This is a genomic window from Streptomyces sp. NPDC048111 (assembly GCF_043202815.1).
Taxonomy (GTDB): Bacteria; Actinomycetota; Actinomycetes; order Streptomycetales; family Streptomycetaceae; genus Streptomyces.
The window spans coordinates 153,869-179,868 of record NZ_JBIDBD010000011.1; the positions used below are offsets into that span (position 1 = coordinate 153,869).

The 26,000-nt window shown below is 71.5% G+C and carries 23 protein-coding genes; 10 read left to right on the forward strand and 13 right to left on the reverse strand.

Going from position 1 to position 26,000, the window contains the following annotated elements; all coding sequences use genetic code 11:
• Positions 1-555: 555 nt before the first annotated feature.
• On the forward strand, positions 556-1,536 hold the full coding sequence (locus ACGF3I_RS19930) for an Lrp/AsnC family transcriptional regulator (protein WP_393133776.1): 981 nt from the start codon (positions 556-558) through the stop codon (positions 1,534-1,536).
• A gap of 68 nt (positions 1,537-1,604) precedes the next feature.
• Here ACGF3I_RS19930 and ACGF3I_RS19935 read toward each other — a convergent pair whose 3' ends face one another.
• The 10 genes from ACGF3I_RS19935 to ACGF3I_RS19980 form a co-directional block, all read right to left on the reverse strand.
• Entirely contained in the window at positions 1,605-3,119 is a 1,515-nt protein-coding gene (locus tag ACGF3I_RS19935; RefSeq protein WP_393133778.1) for a GMC family oxidoreductase, read from the reverse strand.
• Between the two features lie 65 nt (positions 3,120-3,184).
• A complete protein-coding gene (locus ACGF3I_RS19940) occupies positions 3,185-4,576 on the reverse strand; it encodes an aldehyde dehydrogenase family protein (RefSeq protein WP_393133780.1) in 1,392 nt (463 codons plus the stop codon).
• Entirely contained in the window at positions 4,576-5,676 is a 1,101-nt protein-coding gene (locus tag ACGF3I_RS19945) for a phenazine antibiotic biosynthesis protein (protein ID WP_393133782.1), read from the reverse strand. Before ACGF3I_RS19945 ends, ACGF3I_RS19940 begins: the two co-directional genes overlap by 1 nt.
• Positions 5,677-5,790: 114 nt before the next feature.
• On the reverse strand, positions 5,791-6,429 hold the full coding sequence (gene phzG / locus ACGF3I_RS19950) for a phenazine biosynthesis FMN-dependent oxidase PhzG (protein ID WP_393133784.1): 639 nt from the start codon (positions 6,427-6,429) through the stop codon (positions 5,791-5,793).
• A 14-nt stretch (positions 6,430-6,443) separates the two neighbouring features.
• Positions 6,444-7,277 carry a PhzF family phenazine biosynthesis protein gene (locus ACGF3I_RS19955; protein ID WP_393133786.1) on the reverse strand — a complete coding sequence of 278 codons (834 nt, stop codon included), beginning with the start codon at positions 7,275-7,277 and terminating at the stop codon, positions 6,444-6,446.
• A gap of 1 nt (position 7,278) precedes the next feature.
• A complete protein-coding gene (locus ACGF3I_RS19960; RefSeq protein WP_393133788.1) occupies positions 7,279-7,629 on the reverse strand; it encodes a hypothetical protein in 351 nt (116 codons plus the stop codon).
• The gene (locus tag ACGF3I_RS19965) at positions 7,626-9,491 is read right to left on the reverse strand and encodes an anthranilate synthase family protein (RefSeq protein ID WP_393133790.1); all 1,866 of its coding nucleotides are present in this window, start codon (positions 9,489-9,491) and stop codon (positions 7,626-7,628) included. Before ACGF3I_RS19965 ends, ACGF3I_RS19960 begins: the two co-directional genes overlap by 4 nt.
• Positions 9,488-10,111, reverse strand: coding sequence for an isochorismatase family protein (locus ACGF3I_RS19970; RefSeq protein ID WP_393133792.1), 624 nt, complete (start codon positions 10,109-10,111; stop codon positions 9,488-9,490). Before ACGF3I_RS19970 ends, ACGF3I_RS19965 begins: the two co-directional genes overlap by 4 nt.
• Positions 10,112-10,135: 24 nt before the next feature.
• Complete coding sequence (locus ACGF3I_RS19975) at positions 10,136-11,302, reverse strand: 3-deoxy-7-phosphoheptulonate synthase (RefSeq protein WP_393133856.1); 1,167 nt, start codon at positions 11,300-11,302, stop codon at positions 10,136-10,138.
• A gap of 47 nt (positions 11,303-11,349) precedes the next feature.
• Complete coding sequence (locus ACGF3I_RS19980; RefSeq protein WP_393133794.1) at positions 11,350-11,859, reverse strand: PhzA/PhzB family protein; 510 nt, start codon at positions 11,857-11,859, stop codon at positions 11,350-11,352.
• A 797-nt stretch (positions 11,860-12,656) separates the two neighbouring features.
• Between ACGF3I_RS19980 and ACGF3I_RS19985 the strand changes: the two genes are divergently transcribed.
• The 6 genes from ACGF3I_RS19985 to ACGF3I_RS20010 all read left to right on the forward strand — a co-directional run bounded on the left by ACGF3I_RS19985 (position 12,657) and on the right by ACGF3I_RS20010 (position 18,111).
• Complete coding sequence (locus ACGF3I_RS19985) at positions 12,657-14,015, forward strand: FAD-dependent oxidoreductase (protein ID WP_393133796.1); 1,359 nt, start codon at positions 12,657-12,659, stop codon at positions 14,013-14,015.
• Positions 14,016-14,028: 13 nt separating this feature from the next.
• Positions 14,029-15,138, forward strand: a complete 1,110-nt coding sequence (locus ACGF3I_RS19990) for a hypothetical protein (protein ID WP_393133798.1) — start codon at positions 14,029-14,031, stop codon at positions 15,136-15,138.
• Between the two features lie 272 nt (positions 15,139-15,410).
• Complete coding sequence (locus ACGF3I_RS19995) at positions 15,411-16,274, forward strand: oxidoreductase (RefSeq protein ID WP_393133800.1); 864 nt, start codon at positions 15,411-15,413, stop codon at positions 16,272-16,274.
• 79 nt (positions 16,275-16,353) lie between these two features.
• Positions 16,354-16,710: a hypothetical protein gene (locus tag ACGF3I_RS20000; protein ID WP_393133802.1), complete on the forward strand. Its 357-nt coding sequence runs from the start codon at positions 16,354-16,356 to the stop codon at positions 16,708-16,710.
• 376 nt (positions 16,711-17,086) lie between these two features.
• The gene (locus ACGF3I_RS20005) at positions 17,087-17,641 is read left to right on the forward strand and encodes an NAD(P)H-dependent oxidoreductase (protein WP_393133804.1); all 555 of its coding nucleotides are present in this window, start codon (positions 17,087-17,089) and stop codon (positions 17,639-17,641) included.
• 290 nt (positions 17,642-17,931) lie between these two features.
• Positions 17,932-18,111 (forward strand): acyl-CoA carboxylase subunit epsilon, encoded by a 180-nt coding sequence (locus tag ACGF3I_RS20010; RefSeq protein WP_393133806.1) that lies wholly within the window; start codon positions 17,932-17,934, stop codon positions 18,109-18,111.
• Between the two features lie 41 nt (positions 18,112-18,152).
• Here ACGF3I_RS20010 and ACGF3I_RS20015 read toward each other — a convergent pair whose 3' ends face one another.
• Both ACGF3I_RS20015 and ACGF3I_RS20020 read right to left on the reverse strand, forming a co-directional pair.
• Complete coding sequence (locus ACGF3I_RS20015; RefSeq protein WP_393133808.1) at positions 18,153-19,364, reverse strand: MFS transporter; 1,212 nt, start codon at positions 19,362-19,364, stop codon at positions 18,153-18,155.
• A gap of 44 nt (positions 19,365-19,408) precedes the next feature.
• Positions 19,409-20,836, reverse strand: a complete 1,428-nt coding sequence (locus tag ACGF3I_RS20020; protein ID WP_393133810.1) for a GH1 family beta-glucosidase — start codon at positions 20,834-20,836, stop codon at positions 19,409-19,411.
• Between the two features lie 229 nt (positions 20,837-21,065).
• Here ACGF3I_RS20020 and ACGF3I_RS20025 point away from each other — a divergent pair, with 229 nt between their 5' ends.
• The 3 genes from ACGF3I_RS20025 to ACGF3I_RS20035 all read left to right on the forward strand — a co-directional run bounded on the left by ACGF3I_RS20025 (position 21,066) and on the right by ACGF3I_RS20035 (position 23,857).
• Entirely contained in the window at positions 21,066-21,713 is a 648-nt protein-coding gene (locus ACGF3I_RS20025) for a histidine phosphatase family protein (protein ID WP_393133812.1), read from the forward strand.
• A gap of 202 nt (positions 21,714-21,915) precedes the next feature.
• Positions 21,916-22,419 (forward strand): SigE family RNA polymerase sigma factor, encoded by a 504-nt coding sequence (locus tag ACGF3I_RS20030; RefSeq protein ID WP_393133813.1) that lies wholly within the window; start codon positions 21,916-21,918, stop codon positions 22,417-22,419.
• 193 nt (positions 22,420-22,612) lie between these two features.
• Positions 22,613-23,857: a hypothetical protein gene (locus ACGF3I_RS20035; RefSeq protein WP_393133815.1), complete on the forward strand. Its 1,245-nt coding sequence runs from the start codon at positions 22,613-22,615 to the stop codon at positions 23,855-23,857.
• A gap of 193 nt (positions 23,858-24,050) precedes the next feature.
• On the opposite strand, the gene ACGF3I_RS20040 is transcribed toward ACGF3I_RS20035, so the two are convergent.
• Complete coding sequence (locus ACGF3I_RS20040; RefSeq protein WP_393133817.1) at positions 24,051-25,769, reverse strand: bifunctional 3'-5' exonuclease/DNA polymerase; 1,719 nt, start codon at positions 25,767-25,769, stop codon at positions 24,051-24,053.
• Between the last annotated feature and the right edge of the window lie 231 nt (positions 25,770-26,000).

Below are 26,000 nucleotides of genomic sequence, written 5' to 3' on the forward strand. Positions count from 1 at the left end.
GGAATGACAGAGGCTGCAGGCGCTATTACCGAATCGGTCGGCGTGGGCCGTGGGGAATGTCAGGTCGTGCAAGGCAAAGAGGTTTCCGGGCAGGGGTGCGGTGCGTGCCTTTCGGTGTTTTCCTTCGGGAGAGCCGACCAGGACGCGCCGCCCGTGAGCGGCGGACCAGCGCAGCGGCGGACGGGCCGTGGCGTCGCTGGGCCCCGTGCCCGAGACCGGCATGCTGGACGAACCGCTCAGGTATTCCTCGGACCGCGTCTCTGCGACTCTCTGTTCGCGCGCCGAGTCCGGCACAGCATAATCCATCACAGGAACCGGCCGGCCGTCATCATGGAATGGAATTCACCAGCGTTCTGGTGATGCAAAGCATTCGTTCTGGTGATGCAAAAAAGCCGTCACCGACCGTCAAGTCCATTGACCAGGTCCTGTTCTGTCTGATGCTATCCAAGGAAAACTGGTGCCGCAAACCTTGCTGAGCATTCCTTGCTGAGCGTCCATGGCCCTAGGCGGCCAGGGGGCGATTTCTCCGAGCCAACGGTCCCCGTAGTCGATGAATTGGACCACTGCATTATTCATGCCCTGCGTATTGACGGTCGGGCGCCATTCAGCCGGATCGCCGAAGTGCTGGGCGTCTCCACACAGACAGTCGCCCGTCGCTACGGCCGGCTGAGCAGCGAGCTGGGGCTTCGCGTCGTCGGGGTGGTGAACCCGCGGCAGCCGTCGAGCGGGAAGTGGATCCTGCGGCTCACGGCCAGCCCGAGCACCGCGCAGAGCGTGGCGTACAGCCTGGCCCGGCGGGACGACACCACCTGGGTGCGGCTCGTGTCCGGGGGGACCGAAATCTGCTTCGTGATGAACTCCGCGGCGCACCACACGCTGCTGTTCCGCGAAATCCCCCGGGTGGCCAACATCGCCGAGGTCTCGGCGCACCGCCTGCTGCACACCTATCTGGGCGGTCCCACCGCATGGCAGGGACATACGACCGCGCTCAGCAGAGAGCAGCAGGAACAACTGCGCCGAGCGCCGGAGGTGTCGGACGACACCGAGGAGCCCAAAGCGCGCGCGGCCCTGACCCAGGGCGACGGGCATCTGCTGGCGGCGTTACAGAACAACGGCCGTATCAGCTACACGGATCTCGCCGCCGAGACCGGCCAGTCCTCCTCGACGATTACCCGCCGCCTCGCCGCATTACAGGCCGGCGGCATGCTCACCTTCGACGTGGAAATAAGCGCGGAGGTGTACGGCATCACCACACAGGCGCTGCTGTGGATGTCGGTTGCTCCCGCGCACCTCAACAAAGTGGCGAGCACCATGATCCAGCACAAGGAGCTGGCCTTCCTCGCCTCCACCACCGGCCCGACCAACCTGGTGGCCCTCGTCCTGTGCAAGAGCCCCGGCGAACTGCACGACTACCTGGCCCGCAGGCTGAGCGCGCTGGACTCCATCCGGATGCTGGAAACCAGTCCCGTCCAGCGGACCTTGAAGACGTGCAGTCCCTTCCTGCACAGCAACCCGCGCCGCCAGGACGCCATCTGACGGCCCATCACATCAGGTCCACCGCCGCACCCCCTCGGGTGCGGCGGTTCTTTCGCGGGCCCGGGGCGTCAGCCGCCGTAGGCGAGGTCGGCGATGCGTTCGGCGAGCATGATCGTGGTGAGGTTGGTGACGCTGGAGGGCACGTACGGGATGACCGAGGCGTCCACGACGCGCAGGGCGTCCAGTCCGTGCACGGCGCCGCGCGCGTCGACGACGGCCCGGGGCGAATCGGCGGCGCCCATGGGGACGGTGGAGGTCGGGTGCCCGTAGACGGACAGGTGGGACTCGACGATGCGCAGCAACTCCGCGTCGTCGTCCGGTAGTTCGTCCGGCACCAAGAGCCCGTCGAGCAGGGGCGCGAGCGCCGGGCCGCGGGCCAGGTCGCGGGCCGTGCGTACGCCTTCGAGCATGCGCCGGCGGTCGCGCGCGGTGCCCAGGTAGTTGTGGTCGATCAGCGGCTGGGACAGCGGATCGCGGTCGGCCAGGCGCAGCGTGCCCCGCGCGTCGGGCAGTACGAGCGCCGTGGACAGGGCGAGGACGCCGCCGGGCGGCATGAACGGGGCCCCGTTGGGATGCACGGCGACGATGTTCAGGTCGAGTTCGCCCTCCGCGGCCTCGCTGGAGGCGGTCCACAGCAGCGCGCCGAGGGCCGGCGACATCCCCGACCGCCCCGGGGCGAGTGCGTGGACCGCGGCGAAGAAGGGGTGGTCCTGGAGGTGCCGGCCGACGGGCAGGTCGGCGAGGGGCCGGATGCCGAGCGCCGCGAGGTCGCCGGCGGGCCCGATGCCCGAGCGCAGCAGGATCGCGGCGCTTCCGTAGGTCCCGGCGCACAGGACCACCTCGGCGGCGTCGTGCACGCTCCCCTCGGCGGTGACCACTCCCGTCGCAGTGCCGCCGCGGAACAGGACCCGGTCGACGGTGACGGCGCCGTGCACGGTCAGGTTCGGGCGGGCGCGCACCTCGGGGGTGAGGTAGACGAGGGCGGTGTTCTGCCGGACCCCGTCCAGGACGTTGACGGCGAAGGCACCGACGCCGGCCTGTTCGGCCGCGTTGAAGTCGGCGATCCGCTTGTGGCCACGGGCGACCGCGGCGTCGATGAAGCCCCGGTGGGCCGGGGTCAGCTCGGAGTCGGCGAGCTGGCGCACGGGCATCGGCCCGCTCCGCCCGTGGAACTCGTCCTGGCCGGTCGGGGTGTTCTCCAGGGCGCGGAAGTAGGGCAGGACGTCGGCGTAGTTCCAGTCGTCGAGCCCGTTGTCGGCCCAGCGGGCGAAGTCGCGGGCCCGGGCGCGCAGGGCGGCGCCGGCGTTGACGGCGGAACTCCCGCCGATCACCTTGCCGCGCAGAGCGGCGATTTCGGGGCTCAGCCGCCCGCCCCGCGCGGTGTAGCCCCAGTCGTGGTCGAGATCGGCGATGCGGTTGGCGTCGAGCAGCGCGGTGGGGAACCGGTCGGGCCCGTAGTCGGGCCCGGCCTCCAGCAGGACGACGCGCCGGGCGGGGTTCTCGCTCAGGCGCGCGGCGAGCACGGCGCCGGCCGACCCGCCGCCGACTATCAGGACGTCGGCCGGTTCGACAGAGTGGGACAAGGGAGGGCCCTTTCGCTCTCGTGGGAGGTCCCGTCGGGCAGGGAGATGCCGTCGGGGGTGTGCCGTCAGGGGCGGTCGGCGGGCAGGGGACGTCCGTCCCGTACGACGCCCTTGTTCCGCATCAGGAAGTCGGCCAGGTAGCCGTCGTGCGGCACCGAGGGATCCATCCAGTACGTGGGCAGGCCCCCCAGGTACAGGTTGCTGATGGTCGGCTCGTCGAGCAGGCGGTCGATGAGCGGGGTGTCGTGGGTCATCGCGTTGAGCACGAGCGTGTTCCTCAGCGGGCCCGTGCCGGCCTCGCGCGTCCACGGCGCGATCCACACGCAGGGGAACGGCAGCTCGACCCCCGCCTGCGCCGCGGCCGGGTCGTCGAGCTGGTGCACGGCCGGCGTCAACGCGGCGCTCCCGTCCCCGAGTTCGGCCACGACGCCGTCGCCGCCGAGCCAGGGCCGGGTGCCCGCCGCCTTCTTGAGCAGGTACGCCTCGATCGCCCGGGCGAGGGCGAGCGGCTGGACGGGCAGGACGGCCTTGTCGTCCTCGGGCGGCAGACAGGGCATCGCGGACAGCCGCGCCGCGACGGCCTCGGCGAGCGGAGCCGGGTCGCCCTCCACGAAGACGGCCGTCGTGTTCACACATCCGGTCCCGCCGTGACCGCTCACTGACGCGACGATCACGTCCAGGTGCTCGCGCCAGTCCACGTCCGCCGTGATGAGGATCTTCGACCGGCCCGGCCCCTGCGGCAGCACGGTCGCGGCCCCGCCGTACGCGCGGGTCACCTCCTCACCGCCGTACACCATTCCCAGGTCGGCGCCGCGCAGGACGGCGTCGGCGCCGGCGTGGTCGGTGGGCAGCAGCACCACCTGGTCGTCGGCGAACCCCGCCTCGCGCAGGGCCGTCACCAGCCGGTGCGGGGTGAAGGGGTCGCGGCTCGACGGGCGGACCGCGACGCGGTAGCCCAGCGCCAGTGCCTCCGGCCAGATGCTGTGGGTGCCGGGATGGTTGCCCGCCGCGTGCACGGCGAACACGTCGCCGCGCCGCGTCCACACCGAACGCCCGGTGCGGGTCAGCGGATCGCGCCAGTGGTCGACGGAGCCGCGCGGGCGCGCGGACTGGACGCTCGCGTGCGCCGCCGCCACCCGCTCGGCGACCGTCCCCGTCGCCGCGACGACGGAGGAGATCGGGACTCCGCCGGCTCGGCTGACCGCGTACTGGTACTCCTCGACGCTCAGGCCGTCGATCGTCGCCGTCGCGAACAGTGTGGCCGCGCGGATCATCGCGTCGGCCCGTTCGTCGGCCGGCATGCGGCCGCCCCGGCGCAGCGCCGCCATGGTGCGGTTGACGTACAGCGGAGGCACGAGGCTCAGTTCCGCGAGGGCCGCGCCCGTCACGTCGGTGACCGTCTGCCGGTTGGTGGCGCGGTAGGCGCCCGTCGCGCCGAGCGCGGGGAGGTCGATCATCAGTAGACCCCCTCGATGACGTCCTCGTCCTCGAACACCGCGACCGTGGAGATGTCGGCGACCGCGTCCCCGACCGCGCCCGCGGCCTGCGGGATGCGCGTGGCCAGGTCGCGTTCCAGGTTGCTGGGCAGCAGGAAGGACTTGCTGACGTGGTTGACGAGCACCCGGCCGCGTTCGCCGTGGGCCACCGGCGCCAGGGTCTTGGGATCGACGACCGCGAAGGTCACGTAGGGGGAGAACGAGTCGAAGACGCACGGGTCGTCGAGGGAGATCCCGGCCCGCTCGCCCGCGACCCCGATGATCATCGTGCTGCCGTACTCGCCGCACAGCGCGACCTCGGGGAACACCTCGGACTTGAAGATGCGCCGTGAGTCGGCGTCCATCTGCGTGCCGCCCCATCTGATGCACTTCACCCGCTCGTTCACCAGGGCCACCAGCTTCTCGTCCCGCGCGAGACGTTCCAGCAGCGGTGGCGTGATGGTGAGCAGACCGACGTCCTGCGTCCGCAGCACGTCGGCGGCCTGGTCGATGAGGTGCTGGGCATAGGCGTCGACCTGGTCGCGCCGGCCCTCGGCGATGAGCCGCTTCACCCAGCGCGGATCGAGGTCGATCGTGAAGCCGTGGCGGCCGTGCGTCACGGCGTGGTGGCGGAACAGGGCGCCCACGACGTGCGGCCCGGTCGGGATGATGCCCAGCCAGTTCGCGCCGCGCGGCACGCCGTGCCGGTCGAGGTTCGCGTTGCTCCACCCCACCATGCGGTCCAGCCAGTCCCGCATCAGCACGACCCGCTTGGGGGCGCCGGTGGTGCCGCCGCTCTCGAAGAACCCGATCACGTCGGGCCGTTGCCCGTAGCCCCGGGGAATCAGGTCCTCGCCCCGGACGTCACGGAGCTCACCGGCCACGTTCGGGAAGAGCCGCAGGTCCTCGTGCGTCTTGACGTCGGCCCGCGGATCGAAGCCGAGCGTCGCGGCCCGGTCCAGCCAGAACGCGCAGCCCGTCTCGGGATTGAAGTGCCACTCCATGGCGGCGCGGACGAACTCGTCCGGATCGGGCCGGACGTCGAACGGAAGGTCCAGTATCTGTTCTGCGGTGAAGGACAAGGTCTCTCCCTTGGAGAAGGATCGGGGAAGAAGTCGGGTGGCTCCGAGGACCACGGCGACAGCGGTGCGGCGCGGGACGCGGGCGCCGGAACGGTGGGCCGCGGGGAGGGCGGACTACGGCTGCAGCCGGCTCGTACGCCAGGCGGGCGCGGCGCGGTCGTAGCGCAGCCTGCGGTGCAGCCGGTCCGAACTCGCGCTCCAGAACTCGACGACGTCGGGCTCCAGCCGGTAGCCGACGAAGAACTCCGGCCGGGGCTGCGGCGAACCGGTCAGCTCCAGGGCGCGGGCCCGGGAGCGCAGGGCCTCGACGTCCTCCAGCGGCTCACTCTGCCGGGTGACCGTCGACATGGCGTGCAGCGGAACCGCCCGGGCGGACCACAGGGCGTCGCACTCGGCGTCGGACAGCAGCACGACCGGGCCGGAGAGAATGATCTGCTGACCGGTCTCCCTCCAGTACAGCAGCCCCGACGCCCAGCCCGTCTCGGCCAGTTCGCGTCCTTTCTGGCTGCCGCTGTGGCTGGTGAACACCACTCCCAGGTCGGTGACCTCGGTGATGGCGACCACCCGGCTGGAGGCGCGGCCACGCGCGTCCGCGGTGGCCAGTGCCAGCGCGCTGGGCTCGCGGACCCCCGTCTCCCGCGCCTCGCGCAGCCAGTCGCGCACCAGCGGAAGCGGCTGCGACGGCGGCTGCTCGTACTCCGGGAAGGGGAGGTCGACCTTCCCGCTGAGGGACTCGAATCCACTTGCGTCCACGAAAGGACTCCTCGCTAGACATTGATCGTTCCCTCGGCGACCACGACGGCGTGCCCGCCGACGCGGACCGAGCGGATCGATTCGCCGACCCCCTCGGCGATCGCCCTCATGACCGACGCGCGTCCCATCTCCACGCCCTGGGTGATCGTGATCTCCCGCCCGTACTCGGCGAAGCCGTGCCGGGCCAGGTGGATCGCGAGCGGCCCGGCGGCCGAACCGGTGGCCGCGTCCTCGACCACGCCGTAGGCGGGCGAGAACATCCGCGTGCGCCAGCCGTCGCCCGCCGGGGCGAAACAGTTGGCGGCCATGTCGGGGAAGCGCGAGAGGGCGCGGTGGTCCGGGTGCAGGGCGGAGAGCGCCTCGACGTCGGGCAGTCCGACGAAGACGTGACGCGGGCCGTTGTGGTAGATCTCGACCGGCGCCGTCGCCGCTTCGACCCCGAGCGCGGCCAGCAGGTCCGCGGCGAACTCGTAGGGCTTCGCCACCGGAACCGGCTGCTCCATCCGCACCCATGCCGCGCCGTCGCGGGAGCCCAGCTCGAACGGGATGACGCCCATCGCCGTTTCCAGCCGCAGCCTGTCGCGTCCCCAGGTCCGGCCGAGCGCGCAGGCCGTGCCGAGCAACGGGTGCCCGGCGAAGGGCAGTTCGTTGACCGGGGTGAAGATCCTGATCCGTGCGTCGCCGCCCTGCTCGGCCGGCAGGACGAAGGTGACCTCGGAGAGGTTCATCTCCTTGGCGATGCGCTGCATCGTGGCGCCGCTCAGATCCGCGCTGTCGAAGAAGACGGCGACCGGGTTGCCCAGCAGCGGCTCGCTGGCGAAGGCGTCTACGACCATGTACGGGTGCATGTCAGTGCTCCGGGGCTCGTGCGGGTGCCGGGGGTAGGGCGGAGAAGGCGGGGCCCGAAAGGTCGATCCCCTCGGCCACCGCCGCCACGTCGAAGCCGACGCGGTGCTCGGGTGCGTACCCGATGAGTTCGGCCGCCCGGTTGGGCGGCAGCGGCTGCTCGGCCGCGGCGGCCGAGTCCCACCACATGACCGCGCCCCACCGGCCGCGTTCCCGGTCGGCGATCCACAGCTTCAGGCGCAGCCCCTCGACCTCGCGCCACGGCTCGACGGAGCCGTCGCGGAGATCTTGTTCCAGGGAGTCGACGGTCTGCTGCGAGTCGGCCAGGTCCCACCAGGCGACGGTCACCCTCATCGGCCCATCACCCCGTGGATCGCCTCACGGATGATGCGCGGGCCGTCCACGGTGAGCACCGACTCGGCGTGGAACTGGACGGAGGCGAAGCCCGGCCCGCGCAGCGCGTTCACCTCGCCGCTCTCCTGGTCGCGGCTCACCTCGACCTCGCCGATCCCGTCGACCACCCGCTTGCTCACCGCGCTGTGCGCGGCGAACGTGTTGTAGAAGCCCACGCGTTCGCGCACGCCGAACAGTTCGATCTCCCGCTGCACGCCCTGGTTGGGCACCTCGCGGCGGTGCAGAGGGAAACCCAGCCGGGTGCTGAGCACCTGATGGCTCAGACACACCGCCAGCATCGGCCGGCGGCTCGCCAGCACGGCGTCGATCGACTCCCGCAGCTTGACGATCTTGGGGTGGGAGGTCAGCCGCGGATCGCCCGGGCCGGGGCCGAAGACCGTCAGGTCGTAGGCCCCCACGTCGTACGGCTCGTCGAAGCGGCGGATGTCCACGGACAGCCCCAGCGACCGCAGCTGCTGGCCGAGCATCGCGGTGAAGGTGTCCTCCGCGTCCACGACCAGGACCGACATGTCGTCCAGCAGCGCGCCGGCCGGCGGGCCGTCGTGGGTGTCCCGCAGCCAGAAGCCGGCGATCCGCTCGTTGCGGTGCTCCAGCGCGGAGCGGACCCCGGGGTCGGCCCCGAAGCCGGACGACGGGCCGGACCCGAGCGCGCCCAGCAGGGTCGCCAGCTTGATGTGGGTCTCGGCGGCCTCGGCCATCGGGTCGGAGTGGCGCACCAGGGTGGCCCCCACGGCGATGTTCAGGCGCCCGCCGGGATCGATGTCGGCCGTGCGGATCAGGATCGCCGAGTCCAGCGTCTGCCGTCCGCCCGCGTCCCGTCCGAGCAGTGCGGCGACCCCGCTGTAGTAGCCGCGCCCGGTCGGCTCGTGGCGCCGGATGACCTTGGCGGCGCTCTCCAGCGGGCTCCCGGTGACGGTCGGGGCGAACATTGTCTCGTGCAGGATCTCCCGCACGTCGCGGCCGGTCCGGCCCTCGATCAGGTACTCGGTGTGCGCCAGCCGCGCCATCTCCTTGAGGTACGGACCGTGGACGCGCCCCCCGTCCTCGCACAGCCGGGCCATCATCTTCAGTTCCTCGTCGAGGACCATGTACAGCTCGTCGGTCTCCTTGGTGTCGGCGAGGAACTCCATGACCCCCTGCCGGGTCGGGCCGCCGGCCGGATACCGGTAGGTGCCGCTGATCGGGTTCATGACGGCCGTGCCGCCGGCGAGCGAGACGTGGCGCTCCGGCGTCGCACCGACGAGCGTGGTGCGCCCGGTGTGGATGATGAACGTCCAGTAGGCCCGCTCCTCGCGCTCCAGCAACCGCCGGAAGAACGACAGGGCGCTCGCCGGCGAGTAGTCACCGATGTCCGCGACGAACGAACGCTTCATCACGAAGTTGGCGCCCTCGCCGGTGCCGATCTCCTCGGTGACGATCCGGCGCACCATCTGCGCATAGGCCGCGTCGTCCAAGTCGAAGTGCCCGCCGGTCAGTTCGGTCGGGACCTCGGGGAAGCGGGCCAGCGCCTCGGCGAGCGGCACCGTGTCGCGCGCGGTGAGGTCCATCGCGAGCAGGGGCGTGCCGTCGTCCCGCGCGGCGAAACCGCGCTCGGCCAGCTGCCGGTAGGGGACGAGCACCAGGGTGTCGAGCGCGGGGCCGGGCCCGGAGCCGTCGGCCACCGGGATGTCGGCCAGCGACGCGTACTCGCTCACCCGGCCGGCCAGGACGTCCAGCGTGCCGGGGGTACCGCTCTCGGGACGGTGGATGATCGCGAAAGCGGGCAGTTCCAGGCCGAGGACCTGGTCGAGCAGCGCGCTCACGAGAGCACGTCCTCGGTGCGGACCACCATCGCGCAGCAGCGTGCCGCGTATTCGAGGGTCAGCCGGTGGTGGGCGGCGGAGAAGTCGCCGAGCGCGTCGGCGACCAGGAAGGGCTGGATGTCGTGGGAGAAGGCCTCCAGCGCGGTCGACAGCACACCGACATGGGCGTAGACGCCGCAGATGATCAGCTGGTCGCGATGGAGCGCGCGCATCCGCTTCAGCATCTCGGACCCGAAGAACGCGCTGTAGCGCCACTTCGTGCTCATCCAGTCGTCCGCGTCGGGCCGCAGTTCGGGCACGACCGCGCGTTCGGTCTCGTCCGTGCACATGCCCGGACCCCAGAAGTCCTTCAGGAGCCCGCGCTGACCGTCCGTCATCCCGCCGGGCTGTGCGGTGTAGGCCACCGGCACGCCCAGCCGGCCGCAGCGCTTCTTGAGATCGGCGATGTTGCTCACCAGTTCGCCGCGCATGCCGTCCTCGAAGGGCTTGAGGAAGTAGCTCTGCATGTCGTGGATGAGCAGCACCGCCCGGTCCGGGTCGACGGTCCAGCGCACGGTGTTCTCCAGCAGCGCACCCCTCGGCGGCAGTCCGTACGGCGCGATCGGCGGTATTCCCGTCATCAAAAGGCTCCCTTGCTAGGAATCTCAGTACTCGGACCACGCCGAGACCACCTTGATGGCCTGGGGGGTGTTGAGCCGCGGATCGCACAGGCTGGTGACGGGACCCGACCCCAGCTCGGCCGGGTCCAGCACGCACTCGGTCACCTCGTCGGGGGTCGCCTCCAGGTGCAGGCCCCCGGCCACGGCACCGGCCAGGTCCAGGACCCGCCGGAAGCCGCGGACCTCACGGGCGACGGTCTCCACCAGCCGGTACTTGGTGCCGTCCGCCGCGGACTCGGTGTTGCCGTGCATCGGGTCGCTCAGCCAGATCACCGGGTGCCCGGCCGACTGCACGGCTTCGACGAGCGGCGGCAGCCTGTCGGCGACGAGATCGGCGCCCATCCGCACGATCAGGGAGAGCCGGCCCGGCTCCCGCTCCGGGTCGAGCCGGCCGCACAGCTCGACGACGTCGGCGACGGCCATGGACGGGCCGACCTTGCAGGCGACCGGGTTGGCCACCCGGGCGAGCAGGGCGACGTGCGGCCCGTCGATCTGCCGGGTCCGCTCGCCGATCCACGGCCAGTGCGTGGAGCCGAGCAGGTGCCGGCCGCCGTCGAGTTCCCGGAGCATCGACGTCTCGTAGTCCAGGAGCAGCGCCTCGTGGCTGGTCCAGACGACAGGTCCGTCGAGCGGGGGCGGCGCCCCGACCCAGCCGAGCCGCATCATGATCTCCCGCGCGGCCATGTACCCCGTGAGCATGCGCAGCGGATCGGGGCGCCTGCACTCCTGGCTGGGCTCCGGTCCGTTGATCATGTGCCCGAAGAAGGACGGGAGTTCGTCGTCGCCGAGCCTTTCGACCCCGCTGGAGCGGGGCTTGCAGAACTGCCCCGCGATGCGCCCGACCCGCAGGACCGGCCGGCCGGTGGCGTTCTCCAGGTTCTGGGCGAGCAGATCGATGAGTCGGGTCTTGCTCCTGATGTGCTCGGCGGTGCACTCGGCCGGGTCCTCCGCGCAGTCTCCGGCCTGTAGTACCTGCGCCTCGCCGGTGGCGACGCGGGCCAGGTGGGAACGGAGGTCCTCCACCTGCGCCGCGGTCACCAGCGGTGTGACGGACGACAGCATCGCCCGTACGAGCTCGACCTGTGCGGGGTTGTCCCACGCGGGCTGATGGCGCGCCCGGGATCTCTCGGTGGCGGCAAGGATGTTGCCCATAACGACCTTCTCCATTGATGGCACGGAAGACGCCCGGCTCACGGCGTTCAGGTCGGTATGTCGGCGCGCTTGACCTGGGGGACGGCGATGCCCAGGGCCCTGAACTGCTGGCAGGGGTTCATGAACTCGCGCTGGCGCTTGATCTTCCCGTCCTCGAACAGGAAGGAATGCAGGAAGTGATTGCGGTAGTGGCCGTCCGGATAGTCGGCGAAGCGGATCGTCCCCTCGCCGTCGCATTCGACCCAGAACTGATTGGGGTCCTGCGTGTCGAAGATCTCGACGTTGGTCCAGACCCAGTCGGGGAAGCACTTGAGCGACCATTTCCCGTGGTCGCCCAGCCGGTCCCGGCCCGTTATGACGATGGGCTCTCCGGTTTCGGTGGTCCAGAGTCCACCGGTGCCGTCCTCGGTGAACAGGAGATGCCGGCGCAGGCGGTCCTGCCCGCGGGTATTCATGTACTGCGCCACGATCGCGCGGTTGCTCGTTCGGAGTTCCGCGTCGGCGCGTGAGCTCGACAGCGTATCGGTCTTTTCGGCGGTTCCGGAGATGTCGACCATGAGATCTTCCTGTAGTGCCGGAAAAGCGGGATCACGGCGCGCACAGGGGCAGACACGATCGATCATGACAACGCCGAAAGAGCGCAATCATGCAGTGGTTCATGAGATTTTCTTGAGCCCCCCTCCCGTGCACGACGGGTATGCGAGATTTTGGCCATCCCGCGGCTGGTTCGGGAAGCCGATCACCACTGTCTGGCCGAAAAATTCCAGCGGATATCACCGTCTGGGGAATCTGCTCCATGGCGGGGGCGAGTCTGCCCCGGTGGGCGCGAAAGGATCTTGTGCGGGGCGGGCCGGGGGGCCAGGTCCGGTGGGGCCGATGGGGTCCGTGGGGGCGCGAGCGGGGCGTGGGGCGAGGGCGGGGCGGGCGCCTCTCTATAGAGGGGTGGCCTCTCTCCGGGGTCGGCCTCTATATAGGGGAGCCGGGGAAGGCGGGGTGGGTCGGCCCGGCAGCCCGCGTGCCCGGCGGCCCGCGTGCCTGTCCGCCCGCCTGCCTGTCCGCCCGGCCGCCCGCCTGCTGGCTCGCCCGCCTGCCGGCGCGCCTCCTCCGGGCCGCCGGGCGCCCCGGACGTGAATTTCGGCCACCCGAGCCGCGCCCCATGGAACGAACAGGCCAATACGGCGCCACCTGCGGCGGCCCAAGCCGGGGGCCACTTATGTTCGCGGTGCGCACCGACATCTCGGTGATTTCCATGGCGAAGGATTCACGAAACCGCCGCTCGGGCACCGCCCGCGAGCGCCCGTACAACGCACGGGATACCCCACACAAGACACCCGCCCAACCAGAAGGAATTCCAGTGAAGCGTATCGGTGAACATGCGGTGGTGCTGGGTGCGAGTATTTCGGGTCTGCTGGCCGCCCGGGTGCTCTCCGAGGCGTTCGACCGGGTGACGGTGATAGAGCGTGACCAATTGCCGGACGGGCAGCGCACGCAGCGCCGGGGCGTGCCGCAGGGGCGGCACGCCCATGGTCTGCTCTCGAAGGGCGCGAAGATCTTCGAGGAGTTGTTCCCCGGAATACTCGACGACTTCGTCTCCGGCGGCGCACCCGTCATCGACGGCCCCGCCGAACTGCGCATGCGACTGGGCGGGCATTTGCTGTGCATGGAAGGCGAGTACGCCGATCTCTCCCGCACGTATCAGCCGAGCCGGCCGCATTTGGAGAGCCGGCTCCGCGCCCGTATCGGGGCGCTCGCGAAAATCAAGCTGATCGACCAGTGCCAGGTGACCGGCCTGGAGACCACTCCGGACAACGGCATGGTCACCGGGGCGCGCGTCAGATACGCGGGCACCGGCTCGGAGGACGTGATCCTCGCCGACCTGGTGGTGGACGCGACCGGCCGGTCGGGACGGACCACCAAGTGGCTGGTCGAGATGGGGTACGAGCCGCCGGCCGAGGAGCGCATCGACGTCGACATCATGTACACCAGCCGGTATCTGCGGCCGGCCCCGGGCTCGATGGGCCGCGAGAAGGTCGTGATCATCGGGCACGCTCCGGGGAGCCCCATGGGCGCGGAGTTCCTGGAGGAAGAGGACGGCCGCTGGGTCCTGACGCTGATCGGCTACCGCGATCACCACCCGCCGACCGACCCGGCCGGGTGGGTGGAGTTCGCCAGGCCGCTGGTGCCCGACCACGTCTTCGCGGCGATACGCGACGCCGAACCGCTCAGCGAGATCTCCGCGCACCGCTTCCCGGCGAGCGTGCGCCGCCGCTACGAGAAGCTGACCCGATTCCCGCGCAGGCTGCTGGTGGTGGGCGATGCGATATCCAGCTTCAACCCCATCTACGCCCAGGGGATGACGGTCGCCTCGCTCCAGGCGATGGCGCTGCGCGATTCGCTCGGGGGCGACCTGGACCAGGTCGCGCAACGGTTCTTCCGCAAGGCCGCCAAGCCCATCGGTGTCGCCTGGAAAATGGCGACCGGCAGTGACCTGGCCCTGCCGCAGATCGAGGGCCCGAGGCCACTTCCGGTGCGACTCATCAATGCCTATATGGACAAGGTGCTGGCCGCAGCCGAAACGGACATGGTCGTGACCGAGAAGTTCCTGAAAGTCCAGTACCTGCTCGAACCGCCGACGACCCTGTGCACCCCGGGCGTCATGTGGCGTGTGATGACGAGAAATCGCCGGCGGCGCTTCCCGGCACAGACCAGCTAACGGAGGTAATTCCATGCCCCTCTCCATTGCCGACAAAGTCCTTCGGCTGTCCCTGACCACCTTCTCGTTCCTCGACGCGTCGCAGTTCTTCCCGGCGCTCTCCACGTACAAGGTCGACAGGACCTTCGAACTCGCCGAGTTCGAGGAGGCCATGAAGCACTTCTTCCGGGGGAACCCGCTCTTCTCCAAGTGCCGGCTGGTGGAACTCACCTTCGACTCCCCGGAGGACTTCCCGCTCTCGTCCTTCCAGGAACTCCTCGCGGAAAGGTACGAAAGCTACTACGACAGTTTCCTGCTCGCTTCCGTCACCTACCGCTCCGATCCGCACCGGCAGGGCATCTTCACCTGCGTGCCGTTCCCGCTCCAGGACGGCTACAAGACCTTCCGTTTCCACCAGGCGCTGATGAGGACCCTCAAGACGCGGGAGGACGGCTTCCAGATCACCCAGGGTCTCGCCGAACTGGGCATCCGGGCGGACGAGTTGGCGGACTTCCTGCCGTCCCCGGAGGCCGTACCCTCCGGCGCGAACAAGGAACTCCCCGTCACGTTCACCGAAAGCATCGACCCGCCGACCAGGATCGGGCCCTTCCTGGACCGGATGCGCAGGGATTTCCTGGCCCGCGACAGCGGGAACATGTTCGTCCTCAAGAACAGCCTGTACTCCCCGAAACTGCCCCTCGGCAATTCGCTCCAGTTCCTGACGGTGCCGCGAAGCGTCATCGAGCAGGGCTCGGGAATGCAGATCCGTGACTACTACCGCGCCGAGGAGCAGCGGCAGATGGACCTGCTGTCCCGCGTCGAACTGCGGGACGACTTCATCGAGGCCGGGCGGGCCAGGATCGGGGGGATGGTCGCCACGCCCGATGTTTTCGCCGTCAACAACTACGGCAATGTCTCGGCCCACGACGGTTCGGACATCGAGGCGGACCGGGGCACACTCGTGCGGTACGAGTGGCACATGCCGATCATCGTGCTGGGGCTCACCGTGGGCATGAGGTCCGGACTCTCGTGGACCATCACGATTCGCGACAAGGCGTTCAACTTCGCGACGGTCAGGACCCCTTCGCGGGACGAAGCCGTCGAGGCGGCCGTCGGGAACAATCCGGCGGCATCCGTCGCATGAACCGCCGGCGTGCCGCTAGTATCCGCACGGTGTTCCGGACGGTGGGAAAGTGCGGAGCGGTATCGCGCAAGAACATTGATTGTTCATGAATTGGCGAAGCTTTCGCCAAACAGTCAAGGCCCGCTCGTTTTCTGTCAGTCGGGTGGCCGGGGGCGCACGCCCGCGGCCACCCGACCCGCGTCTCCGCCTCCGCGGCCCACCGCGGACCCAGCCCGATGGACGCGCCGCGCGACCGGCAACGATGCCGCGAGCAGACCCGAGAGGCCCTTTCGATGAGTGACCCCACCCCGCAGACGTTAACCCTCGCAGACGACCTGACCATCACGCGGATGGGATACGGCGCGATGCAGCTGACCGGTCCCGGCGTCTTCGGCCCGCCCAAGGACCGCACGCGGGCGGTCGCCGTGCTGCGTGCGGCGGTCGAGCTCGGCATCACCCACATCGACACCAGCGACTTCTACGGGCCGGCCGTCGTCAACGAGCTGATCAAAGAGGCCCTGCACCCCTATCCGGCCACGCTGCACATCGTCACGAAGGTCGGCGTCCGCCGCAGCGCCACCGGCGGCTGGATCACCTCCTTGGATCCGGCCGACCTCAAGGCCCAGGTCCACGAGAACCTCCGGCACCTCGGCCTGGAGAGTCTGGACGTGGTCAACCTGCGCACGGCCTCGTTCGACGGCGACGGGTCCTCCGTCGCCGAGCCGTTCGGCGCCCTGGCCGACCTGCGCGAGCAGGGCCTGATCCGCCACCTCGGCCTCAGCGGGATCACCGGCGCCCAGCTCACCCAGGCCCAGTCGATCGCGCCCGTGGTCTGCGTGCAGAACAGGTACAACCTGGTCGACCGGGCCGACGACGACCTGGTCGACCGCTGCGCCGAGGAGAACATCGCCTATGCCGCGTTCTTCCCCCTGGGGGGCGCGTTCGACCCGCTGCGCTCACGGATCCTGCGCGACGTGGCGCGCCGCGTCGGCGCCTCGGAACAGCAAGTGGCGCTCGCCTGGCTGCTGCGGCGCTCGCCGTCGATGGTGCTGATCCCGGGAACGTCCAGCGTCGCGCACCTGCGGGAGAACATCGCCGCGGCCGACCTGCACCTGCCCGACGAGGCGATCGACGCACTCAACACCATCGGGCAGTGACCCGCCACGCGACGCAGCAGGACCGCGCGACACAGCAGGACCACGCGACGCAGCAGGACCGCGCCACACCACCAGACCCATGCGACTCCAGAGAGGGCAGCAACCCATGAACATCCGGGATCTCCACGACGAGTTCACCGCGGACCGCGCCGCCGCCGAGCGCGCGTACTACGGCAAGTACCTCACCCTTGAGGGAGTCTCCATCAGGACGGGCGAGAGCCAGTACGGGACGCCCGTGGTGGACGTCTCGGACGTCCCCGGCGGCCCCCACCTCGCCATCTTCGTGCTGCCGTTCGACCACCGCATCAAGGAATCGTTCCGGCTCGTGCGCAGCGTGCCGCTGGGTGTCCCCGTCACGGTCAAGGGGGAGTGCCGGGTCTTCAGCGAGGACGGAACGGTGCTGGTCATCAAGGAGTGCGAACTCCTCACGCCGTGACCCCGTGCGGGCCGGTCCTCCAGAGCCGGCCCGCAGGAAGCCCGCGCCCCGCCCCACCCTTCGCGCGCCCTGGCCCCAAATCCAGGCACAACGAGATATTCACGGCCATATCGAAACCCTGAGGGCAAGGGATGCGTGAATATCCCCCACGAAGGGGGCCGCTGATGGAACGAGTCCGTCAATTCCGCGTGATAAATACCGCTCGGGTCGACGACCACTTTTACTTGAAGAGACACAGCCGCACGATCGAAACGATCGCTCTGCGCGGCGCCCAGGCAAAACGAATGGCCGCGGCCACGGCCGATCCGACCCGCTCGCCAGCATGGACAGTGACGGCGCGCACGGGTTCGCGTCCTACACAGAAATGGACCCCTCAGTGACCACCAATCGCACGCTCGTCATTGTCGCCCACCCGAACCTCGCCGAGTCCCGCGGCAACGCCACCTGGCTCGACGGGATCAAGGACCTGGACAACGTCACCGTCCACGACCTGTACCAGAGCTACCCCGACTTCAAGGTCGATACGGCACGCGAGCAGGAGCTCCTGCGCGAGCACGACACCGTCGTCCTCCAGTTCCCGGTCTACTGGTACAACGTGCCGCCGCTGCTCAAGGCGTGGTTCGACGCGGTGCTGGTGCACGGGTTCGCCTTCACCTTCGACGGCTCCGCCTCGGCGCTGCAGGGCAAGAAGGCGTGGCTGGCCGTCACGGTCGGCAGCACCCTGGAGACCTACACCGCGGAGGGCCTCGCCCGCCGCACCCTTGAGGACTACCTCGCCCCGGTCGCCCAGACGCTGGCGTTCTGCCAGCTCGACTACCAGGGCTTCCACTCGGTCTACGGCATGATCTTCGAGCCGCTGGACGAGGACCTCGTGCTGAACGCCAAGGAATACCGCAGGCTCCTCGCGAACAACGAGACGCCGGTCGGCTGACCTCGGTCGCTCGTGAATTCCTGGAATCTCACGATGCAGCACGAAGCCCCCTCCGGAGCCCGGCCCCGGGCCGAGCGCTCCCCGCACGTCACTGCCGCTTCCTTCGCCGGACCCGCCAGGAGCCCGGCGAAGGAGGCCCGACCGCGCGCCCGCTGAAGCGCCCCGGAAGCCACGGGCCCCTTCCCGCGACGGCTGCCCCCCTTTCCGCACGGCTGCCCCCCCAGCCCGCGGACCCGCCCGCCCCGCAAGCACGGCAATCCGGCCCGGTGTGCGCCGCGAAGGAGCAGCAGATGGACGAGGGGGACCTCCGCGTCATCCACGGCACGCCCACTCCCGAGGAACTCGCCGCGCTGATAGCGGTCCTGGCAACCCGCACCACCCCGCAACACACGCCCCCTCCGCGCCCCCGCGCCCCCTGGCACCGCCCCCACCACACACCGGCCTACCACAGCCCCTCCTCCTGGCACTGACCCCGGCTGCCTGAGCCGGCGCCGCTATTGCCCGGGCCCCCTCACCCCACCCCCCGAATCCGCCCCACCAGCACCGACCCCGCCACCCCGATCGCCCCCGCCAGTACGTACAGCGCGGTGTAGCCGCCCAGGTGGGTCACTACCGGGGCCGCCAGTGCGGGGGCCAGGACCTGGGGGAGGGCGTTGGCTGTGTTGATCACTCCCAGGTCGCGGCCCCGGTCCGCGGCGCTCGGCAGGACGTCGGTCATGAGGGCGAAGTCCACCGAGGTGTACACCCCGTAGCCGACCCCCAGCACCAGCGAGGCCACCACCGCGCCGGTCCACGTCTGCCACACCGCGAGCAGCAGCGTCGCCGCCGAGATCACCAGGCCGGACCAGACGACGAAGACCTTGCGCCGGCCCGTACGGTCCGACCAGATGCCGCTCACCACCACCGTGCCGAGCAGCGTCACCGCGTCCAGCGCGGTCAGGATCAGCACGCCGGTGTCCGCGTCGCCCGGGTAGTGCACCGCGTCGGTCAGGTAGTACAGGAGGTACATCGTGCTGATCGAGTACGACAGGTTCATCAGGAAGCGCGTCAGCCACGCCCAGCCGAAGTCCGGGAAGCGGCGCGGACTGATCCAGAACCCGGAGAGGAACTCCCGCCAGGCGAAAGGGGGTTGTAGCCCCTTGGCCAGTGCGGTGTCCCGGCGGGCCAGGACGTACGGGAGGATCGCCGCGAAGGAGAACGCGGCGCACGCCGCATAGCCCGCCGCCACCCCGCCCGCCACCGTCGCGAGCGCCGTGCCCACCAGGATGCCGCCCACCTGCGACACCCCGAGCCAGCCCCCCACCATGCCGCGCCGACGGTGCGGCACCTGGTCCGGGACCGCCGCCGTCAGCGCGGCGAACGAGGCGTTCAGGGCCAGCTGCACCAGGCACCAGCCCGCCGCCATCACCGCGACCGACGGCGCCCACGCCAGCACCAGCAGCCCCGCGACCCCGCCCGCGCCGCCCGCCACCACCCACGGGACGCGCCGCCCCACCCGGGCCGTCGTACGGTCCGACAGCGCGCCGAACACCGGGTTCGCCACCATCGACACCGCAGCGCCAAGTCCCGTGACCAGTGCCAGGGTTGAGGCCTTGTGGTCCGGGGTGAAGTGGTCGGCCTGGCGGGCCAGGAGCAGTTGCAGGGGGCCGAACCAGCCGACCCACACTCCGAGGTTCGCCAGCGAAAGCGCCCCCACCCAGCGCCCGCCCGGCTCCCCGGCCACGGCTCGCGCCGGGGCGCCCGGGGCTCTGGCCCCGGGCCCGGCCGTCACCGCCCGCCCCCGGCCGCATCCGGGCGCCGCCCCGCCCCCGCGCCGCCGCCCCGGATGACGTCCCGGTACCAGGCGTAGGAGTCCTTCGGCGTGCGGGTCAGCGTCGCGTAGTCGACGTGGACGAGGCCGAAGCGCTGCCGATACCCCTCCGCCCACTCGAAGTTGTCCAGGAGCGACCAGATGAAGTAGCCGCGCACGTCCACCCCCTCCGCCATCGCCCGGTGCAGGGCGCGCAGATGGCCGTCGTGGTACGCGATCCGGCGGGCGTCGGCCACCCGGCCGCCGTCCGCCGGATCGGGACCGTCCCCGTACGAGCAGCCGTTCTCCGTGATGACGAGCGGCGGAAGCGAACTGCCGTAGCGGGTACGGAAGGTGACCAGCAGCTCGTGCAGGCCTTCGGGGACCACGGGCCAGCCGAAGTCCGTGCGGTCGCGGCCCTCGATCTCGTGCAGGCCGAACGGCAGGTCCGGCGGCAGGTCGATGCCGGCGAGGCTGGTCACGGCGTCCGGCCTCGGGGCGCCCACCAGGGCCGGGTTGTAGTAGTTGATCCCGTACCAGTCCAGCGGGGCCGAGATGACCGCCAGGTCGTCGGCGACCGGGCCCGGCATCAGGTCGGCCCAGCCCTCGGGGTAGGCGCCCGTCAGGATCGGATCGGCGAAGAGGCGGTTCATCAGCGTGTCGTAGAGCTCGGCCGCCGCCCGGTCCTCCGCACCGTCCCCCGCCGTCCACACCGGACTGTGCGACGCGGCGATGCCGATCTCCCGCGCCCCGGCCGCCCGCAGCGCCCCGACTCCCAGGCCGTGGGCGAGGAGTTGGTGGTGAGCGACGGGCAGCGCGTCGAAGATCAGGCGCTTGCCCGGCGCGTGCTCCCCGAGCCCGTATCCGAGGAGGGTGATCTCGGCCGGCTCGTTGAGGGTGATCCAGCGCGGCACCCGGTCGGCCAGGCGCTCGGCCACGATCGAGGCGTACGAGGCGAAGCGGTGGGCGGTGTCCCGGTCGAGCCAGCCGCCGCGCTCCTCCAGGGCGAGCGGTGTGTCCCAGTGGAACAGGGTGGGGACGGGGGTGATCCCGGCGGCGCACAGCTCGTCGACGAGACGGTCGTAGAAGTCCAGGCCCCGCTGGTTGACGGGACCCTCGCCGGCGGGCTGGACCCGCGACCAGGAGATCGAGAACCGATAGGCCCCGACGCCCAGTTGGGCCATCAGGCCGACGTCCTCGCGGTAGCGGTGGTAATGGTCGGTGCTCACCTTCGCGTGGGACCCGTCCTTGATCCGGCCGGGTTCCCCGGTGAACGCGTCCCAGACGGAGGGGGCCCGGCCGTCGGTGTCCACGGCGCCCTCGATCTGGAACGCGGAGGTGGACACCCCCCACAGGAAACCGGGCGGGAAGGCGGGCAGCGACGATTGCGGGAGCGGCGGCGTCATGGAGGAACTTTTGGGGCCGGAGGGGCGGCCTGTCAATGGAAAGTGAACAAGTTTCAGGTTCTGTCGTGCGGTGGCCGCCGGCTGCGAGCTGACCGGCGGAGGACGGATCGGTGGGGCCGGTCCGACGGGGGCGGGCTGACGTCCGGGGTGACGGCCGCGACAGCGGGTGTCGGTCAACTTCCCGATACTGAAGATCAGATGTCCACTTCCCACCCCATGGAGCCAACGCGTGCCAGAGCCCACCGCCACCCGCTATCTCTACCTCGCCCGGCACGCGGACGCCGGGCACGAGGGCCCCGCCCTCACTGATGCCGGGCGGCGCCAGGCCGAGCTGCTCGGGCGGCGCCTCGCCCCGGTGCCGTGGGACGCCGTCCACCACGGGCCCCTGGGCAGGGCCGCCGAGACCGCGCGGCTCGTGGCCGGCGCGCTGGACGGTGTGGTCGCGCGAGAGGCCGACTGGGCCGGCGACTACGTGCCGTACTGGCCGGAGCGCGCCGAACTCCCCGACACCCACGCCGACCGCATCCTCACCTTCCTCGGCGCCCCCGAGCCGGGCGAGCGTGAAAGCGGTGCCGCACTGTTGCGCCAGGCCATGGCCCACTGCACCGGGCCCGTCCCCGGCACCGCCCCGCGCCATGAACTGGTCATCACCCACAGCTTCCTCATCGGCTGGCTGGTGCGCTCGGCGCTGGACGCCCCGAGCTGGCGCTGGATCGGCTCCCACCACGCCAACACCGGTCTCACCGTGATCCGTTACGCCCCCGACCGGCCCGCCGCCGTGCTGCTTCACAACGACATGGCGCATCTCCCCGACAGTCTCAAGTGGACCGGATACCCGGACGAGTTCGGTGCCGAGTTCGGGGTGTACGGCGTCTGAGGGGCGCCCCGCCGGGCCACTCGGCGTCCGCTCGGTCCGCCCGCAGAGACCTCCGGTCCGCCCGCAGAGACCTCCGGTCCACCCGCGAAAATCCGGGTGAAACATTCTGCGGAGGCTGTCGCGTCGGTGGGGTGTAGGGGGAATGGCGAGGGGCGGGCGGGGGCGGGGCGGTCCGTGGGGCAGGGGGGAAGGGGGCGGGCGCATGGTGCGCGCGGAGCAGTTCAGGGAGTTCGCGGCGGGGCGCGCGGGGCAGCTCTTCCGGTCGGCGTGTCTGCTGACCAGCGGGGACATTCATCTCGCCGAGGATCTGGTGCAGGAGACGCTGGGCCGGATGTACGCGCTGTGGGGGCGGGTTGCCCGGATCGACAATCCGGCGGCCTATGCGCAGACGGTGCTCGTGCGGACCTTCCTCACGCACCGCCGGCGCCGCTCGTCCACGGAGCGCCCCCTCGGCGAACTCCCCGACCGTCCGGCCGTCCCGGGCGGCGACCCGGACCTGCGCATCGCGCTGCTCGACGCGCTCGGCGAGCTGGCACCCAAGGACCGGGCGGTCATCGTGCTCCGCTATTGGGAGGACCGCAGCATCGAGGAGACGGCGGACGCCATGAACGTGAGCTCGGCGGCCGTCCGCACCCGCTCCGTGCGCGCCCTCGCCAAGCTCCGCGAGCGGCTCGGCGGCTCCCTGGCCGAGTATGCGGGCCGCTAGCGTCAAGTGGACTGGTGTGTAGCGCAGTTGGGGCCCAGGCCAGGCCCGGCCTGCCCCGCACGCCCGGCCGCGGCGCCGGCGGCGTCCGCCGCGCTCCGCCCCGTACCTCCGTCCACCGGCATCCAACGATGCCCCGTACCTCTGTCCACCAGCGACCAACGATCGCAACCAGAACAGGAAGGTGTGGTTCGCCATGCCCTTTGAGGATCGGCTCGGCGAGGCCATGCGCCGCACCGGGGACAGTTTCGAACTCGGCGACCGACGCGACCTGGTGGAGTCGGGGCTGGTCCGCGGGCGCCGCCGGCTGGCCCGGCGCCGTACGGCCGCGGTCACCGGGAGTGTGCTGGCGCTCGCGACCGTCGGGCTCGGCGGCGCCTACGCGGCGGGTCTGGTCGGCGACGAGGCCGCCCCGAGCGGCGCCTCGGTGGCGGGCCCGGCCACGCCCACACATCCGGCGGGCGGGGCCGTGGACGGGGCGCGGATGGTCGAGCTCCTCAAGTCCCTGTTGCCTCCCGGCACGGTCACCGGCGCCCAGGGCCGCGGGCCTGGCGACCCGCCGAACCCGGACGTGCCGGGGGCGGGTACGCCCGCCGTGTCCGCGGTGTTCGACGACGGCAAGGGCGCGGGGGCCGTCGCGCTGTCGGTCGGCCGGGTCGATCCCGCCGACGACGCCGGCGGACAGCAGGTCGTCTGCCCCGCGAAGGCCTTCGTGGACTACGACGCCTGCACGGCCGAGAAGCTCGCCGACGGGTCCCGGCTCATGCTGCTCCAGGGCTATGAATACCCCGACCGGCGCGAGCCGACGAAGGACTGGCGGGCCGTGCTGCTCAGCCCCCAGGGCGCCCTCGTGGACGTGAGCGAGTGGAACGCGCCCGCCGAGAAGGGCGCCGCGACCACCCGCGAGAGCCCGCCGCTCACCGTCGCCCAGCTCACGGCGCTGGTCACCGCGCCCCAGTGGCGCACCATCGCGGAGGGCCTCGACGCGCCCGGCAAGCCGAAGCCGCCCGCCGGCGGCCAGCCCTCGGGCACCGCGGTCGAGAAGCGGCTGGCCGCGCTGCTGCCCGCCGGGCGGGGCCTGAAGGTGGTCGAGCGCGGCAACCAGGAGGGCTACGCCTTCGTCGTGGTCGACGACGGCAGGGGGCGCAGCCTGGTGCAGATCAATGTGCAGCCCCGGATGTCGGACGTCTCCCCGCGGGGCTCGGTCTCGACGCTGCCGGACGGCACCCGGGTGGGCGTCGACCAGGGCGCCGGCGAGAAGGGCGGTGCCGGGGTGGTCCAGTGGACCGTCGACACCGTACGCGCCGACGGGCTGCGGGTCGTCGTCTCGGCCTTCAACACCGGCAACCAGAGCCGGCCCGCCACCCGCACCGACCCCGCCCTGACCGTGGGCGAACTGCGGACGCTCGCCCTCGACCCGGGCTGGCCCACGGTGCGGTAGGCGCCGGTACGCCTTGAAGGGGCTTGGTCTGTGCACGCGGACGGGCCTGGCCGGCGCATGCGGAAGGGCTTGGCCGGTGGTGCGCCCGGAGGGGCTTGGGCGCGCGCCCCGGGGGGCTTGGCAGCCGGTGTGTGCCCCCCTCAAGTGGCTTGTAGAGCAAGGGGGTTGGGGAAACGGAGGGGGCGGCGCCGGGTCACTTCGCGTCCGAGTAGCGCTCCACCACCGCCGTGGTGAAGGGGAAGCGCACCGGAGTGGTCCCGAAGGCGATCCGGCCGGCCAGTTCGCCGGCCTCGCGGATCGCCTCCGCCACGGTGGCGGCCTCCTCGGCCGGGCAGTGCACGATCACCTCGTCGTGCTGGAAGAAGACCAGCTGGGCCCGGAGCCCGGCGGTGGCGATCGCCTGGCGCAGCGCGGCGAGCATCAGCAGCGCCCAGTCGGCGGCGCTGCCCTGGACCACGAAGTTCCGGGTGAACCGGCCGCGGGCCCGGGCGTCGCTGGAGGCGTAGCCGGGGGTGTACTCGGCGGTGGCGCCCGGGAGTTGGGGGTCGGGCTCCTGCGGGATGCCCGCCTCGTCGGCCTCGCCCGCGCCGACGGCGGGCGGGCTGGTCCGGCCGAGCCAGGTGCGCACCAGCCGGCCCTCCTCGCCGGCCTTCGCCGCGTCGTCCACGTAGGCGACCGCGAGCGGGAAGCGTCTGCGCAGGGCGGCCAGGTTCTTCAGGCCGTCGCCCGAGGTCTGGCCGTAGATCGCGCCGAGCAGGGCGATCTTGGCGTGGTCGCGGTCGCCGGAGAAGGCGCGGTCGGACAGCGCGGTGTACAGGTCGCCGTCGTGGCCCGCGACCTCCATCAGGCCCGGGTCCCGGGAGATGGCGGCGAGCACCCTCGGCTCCATCTGGTCGGCGTCGGCCACCACCAGGCGCCAGCCCTCGTCGGCGACGACGGCCTGCCGTATCACCTTGGGGATCTGCAGGGCGCCGCCGCCGTTGGTCGTCCAGCGGCCGCTCACCGTGCCGCCCGGGGTGTACTCGGGGCGGAAGCGGCCGTCGCGCACCCAGTCCTGGAGCCAGCTCCAGCCGTGCGCGGTCCAGATCCGGTACAGCTTCTTGTACTCGATGAGCGGCTCGACCGCCGGGTGGTCGAGCTCGGCGAGCTCCCAGCGGCGCGTCGACTTCAGGCGGATGCCGGCCTCGCCGAACGCCTTGACCACATCGGCCGGCAGGTCCGGTCTGACTCGCCGGCCGAACGCGGCCGACACGTGGTCGGCCAGCTCGGCCAGGCGGCGCGGCTCGCCCCCGCCGCCGGTGCGCGGCGACCCCGCGGCGTAACGCTCGCCGAGCAGGCCGGCCAGCACCTGCCGGTGCACGTCCGCGCGCCAGGGCAGGCCCGCGCGGTTCATCTCGGCGGCCACCAGCATCCCCGCCGACTGGGACGCGGTGAGCAGCCGCATCCGGCCGGGGTGTTCGGTGCGGTCGTGTCGGCGCTGCTGGTCGGCGTACACCTCCAGCAGCGCTTCGAGCGACGGGCCTGCGGGGGCCTCGGGCTCGAAGAGGGAGGACTGGGCGCGCGGTTCGGCGGCGCGGGGCGGTGGGTCGGCCGGTACGGGTCTGTCGTGCAGCCGGGCCCAGGCGGCGGCGGCCGACCGGGGTTCGCCCCCGCGGCCCTCGTGGCCGAGGAGCAGCAGCTCGGCCTCCTCCACGTCGTAGCAGCGCTCGACGCGGGCGCCCGCGGCGAGCAGCCGGGGGTAGATCCCGGCGGTGGACCGCCACACCCAGCGGACGGCTCCGGGCCGGGCGCGGACGGCCGCGACCAGGTCGGCCTCCTGACGCACCGGGCCCGCGGGCAGCCCGTCCTCCCCGAGGGGCGCGAGCCGTGCGCCGCCGCCCTCGGTCGCCTCGACGGCCCACCGTTCGTTCACGCGATCGAGTCTGGCACCCGCCACTGACAACGGCCCGCCACGCCGCGACCGCGCCCGGCGCGGCCGCATGAGCCGGCCCGCGGTTGCGGTGGCGGCCGGGTGGCGGTGGCCCGCTTGCTGCCATGACCTGCGGTACCCCGCGCCCGTCAGCGCCCGGCTCCCCGCCGGCGGCCCGCCCTCCGGCATCAGCCCGGAGCCGGCCCACCCCGGGTTGGCGGTGGCCCGCCCGCT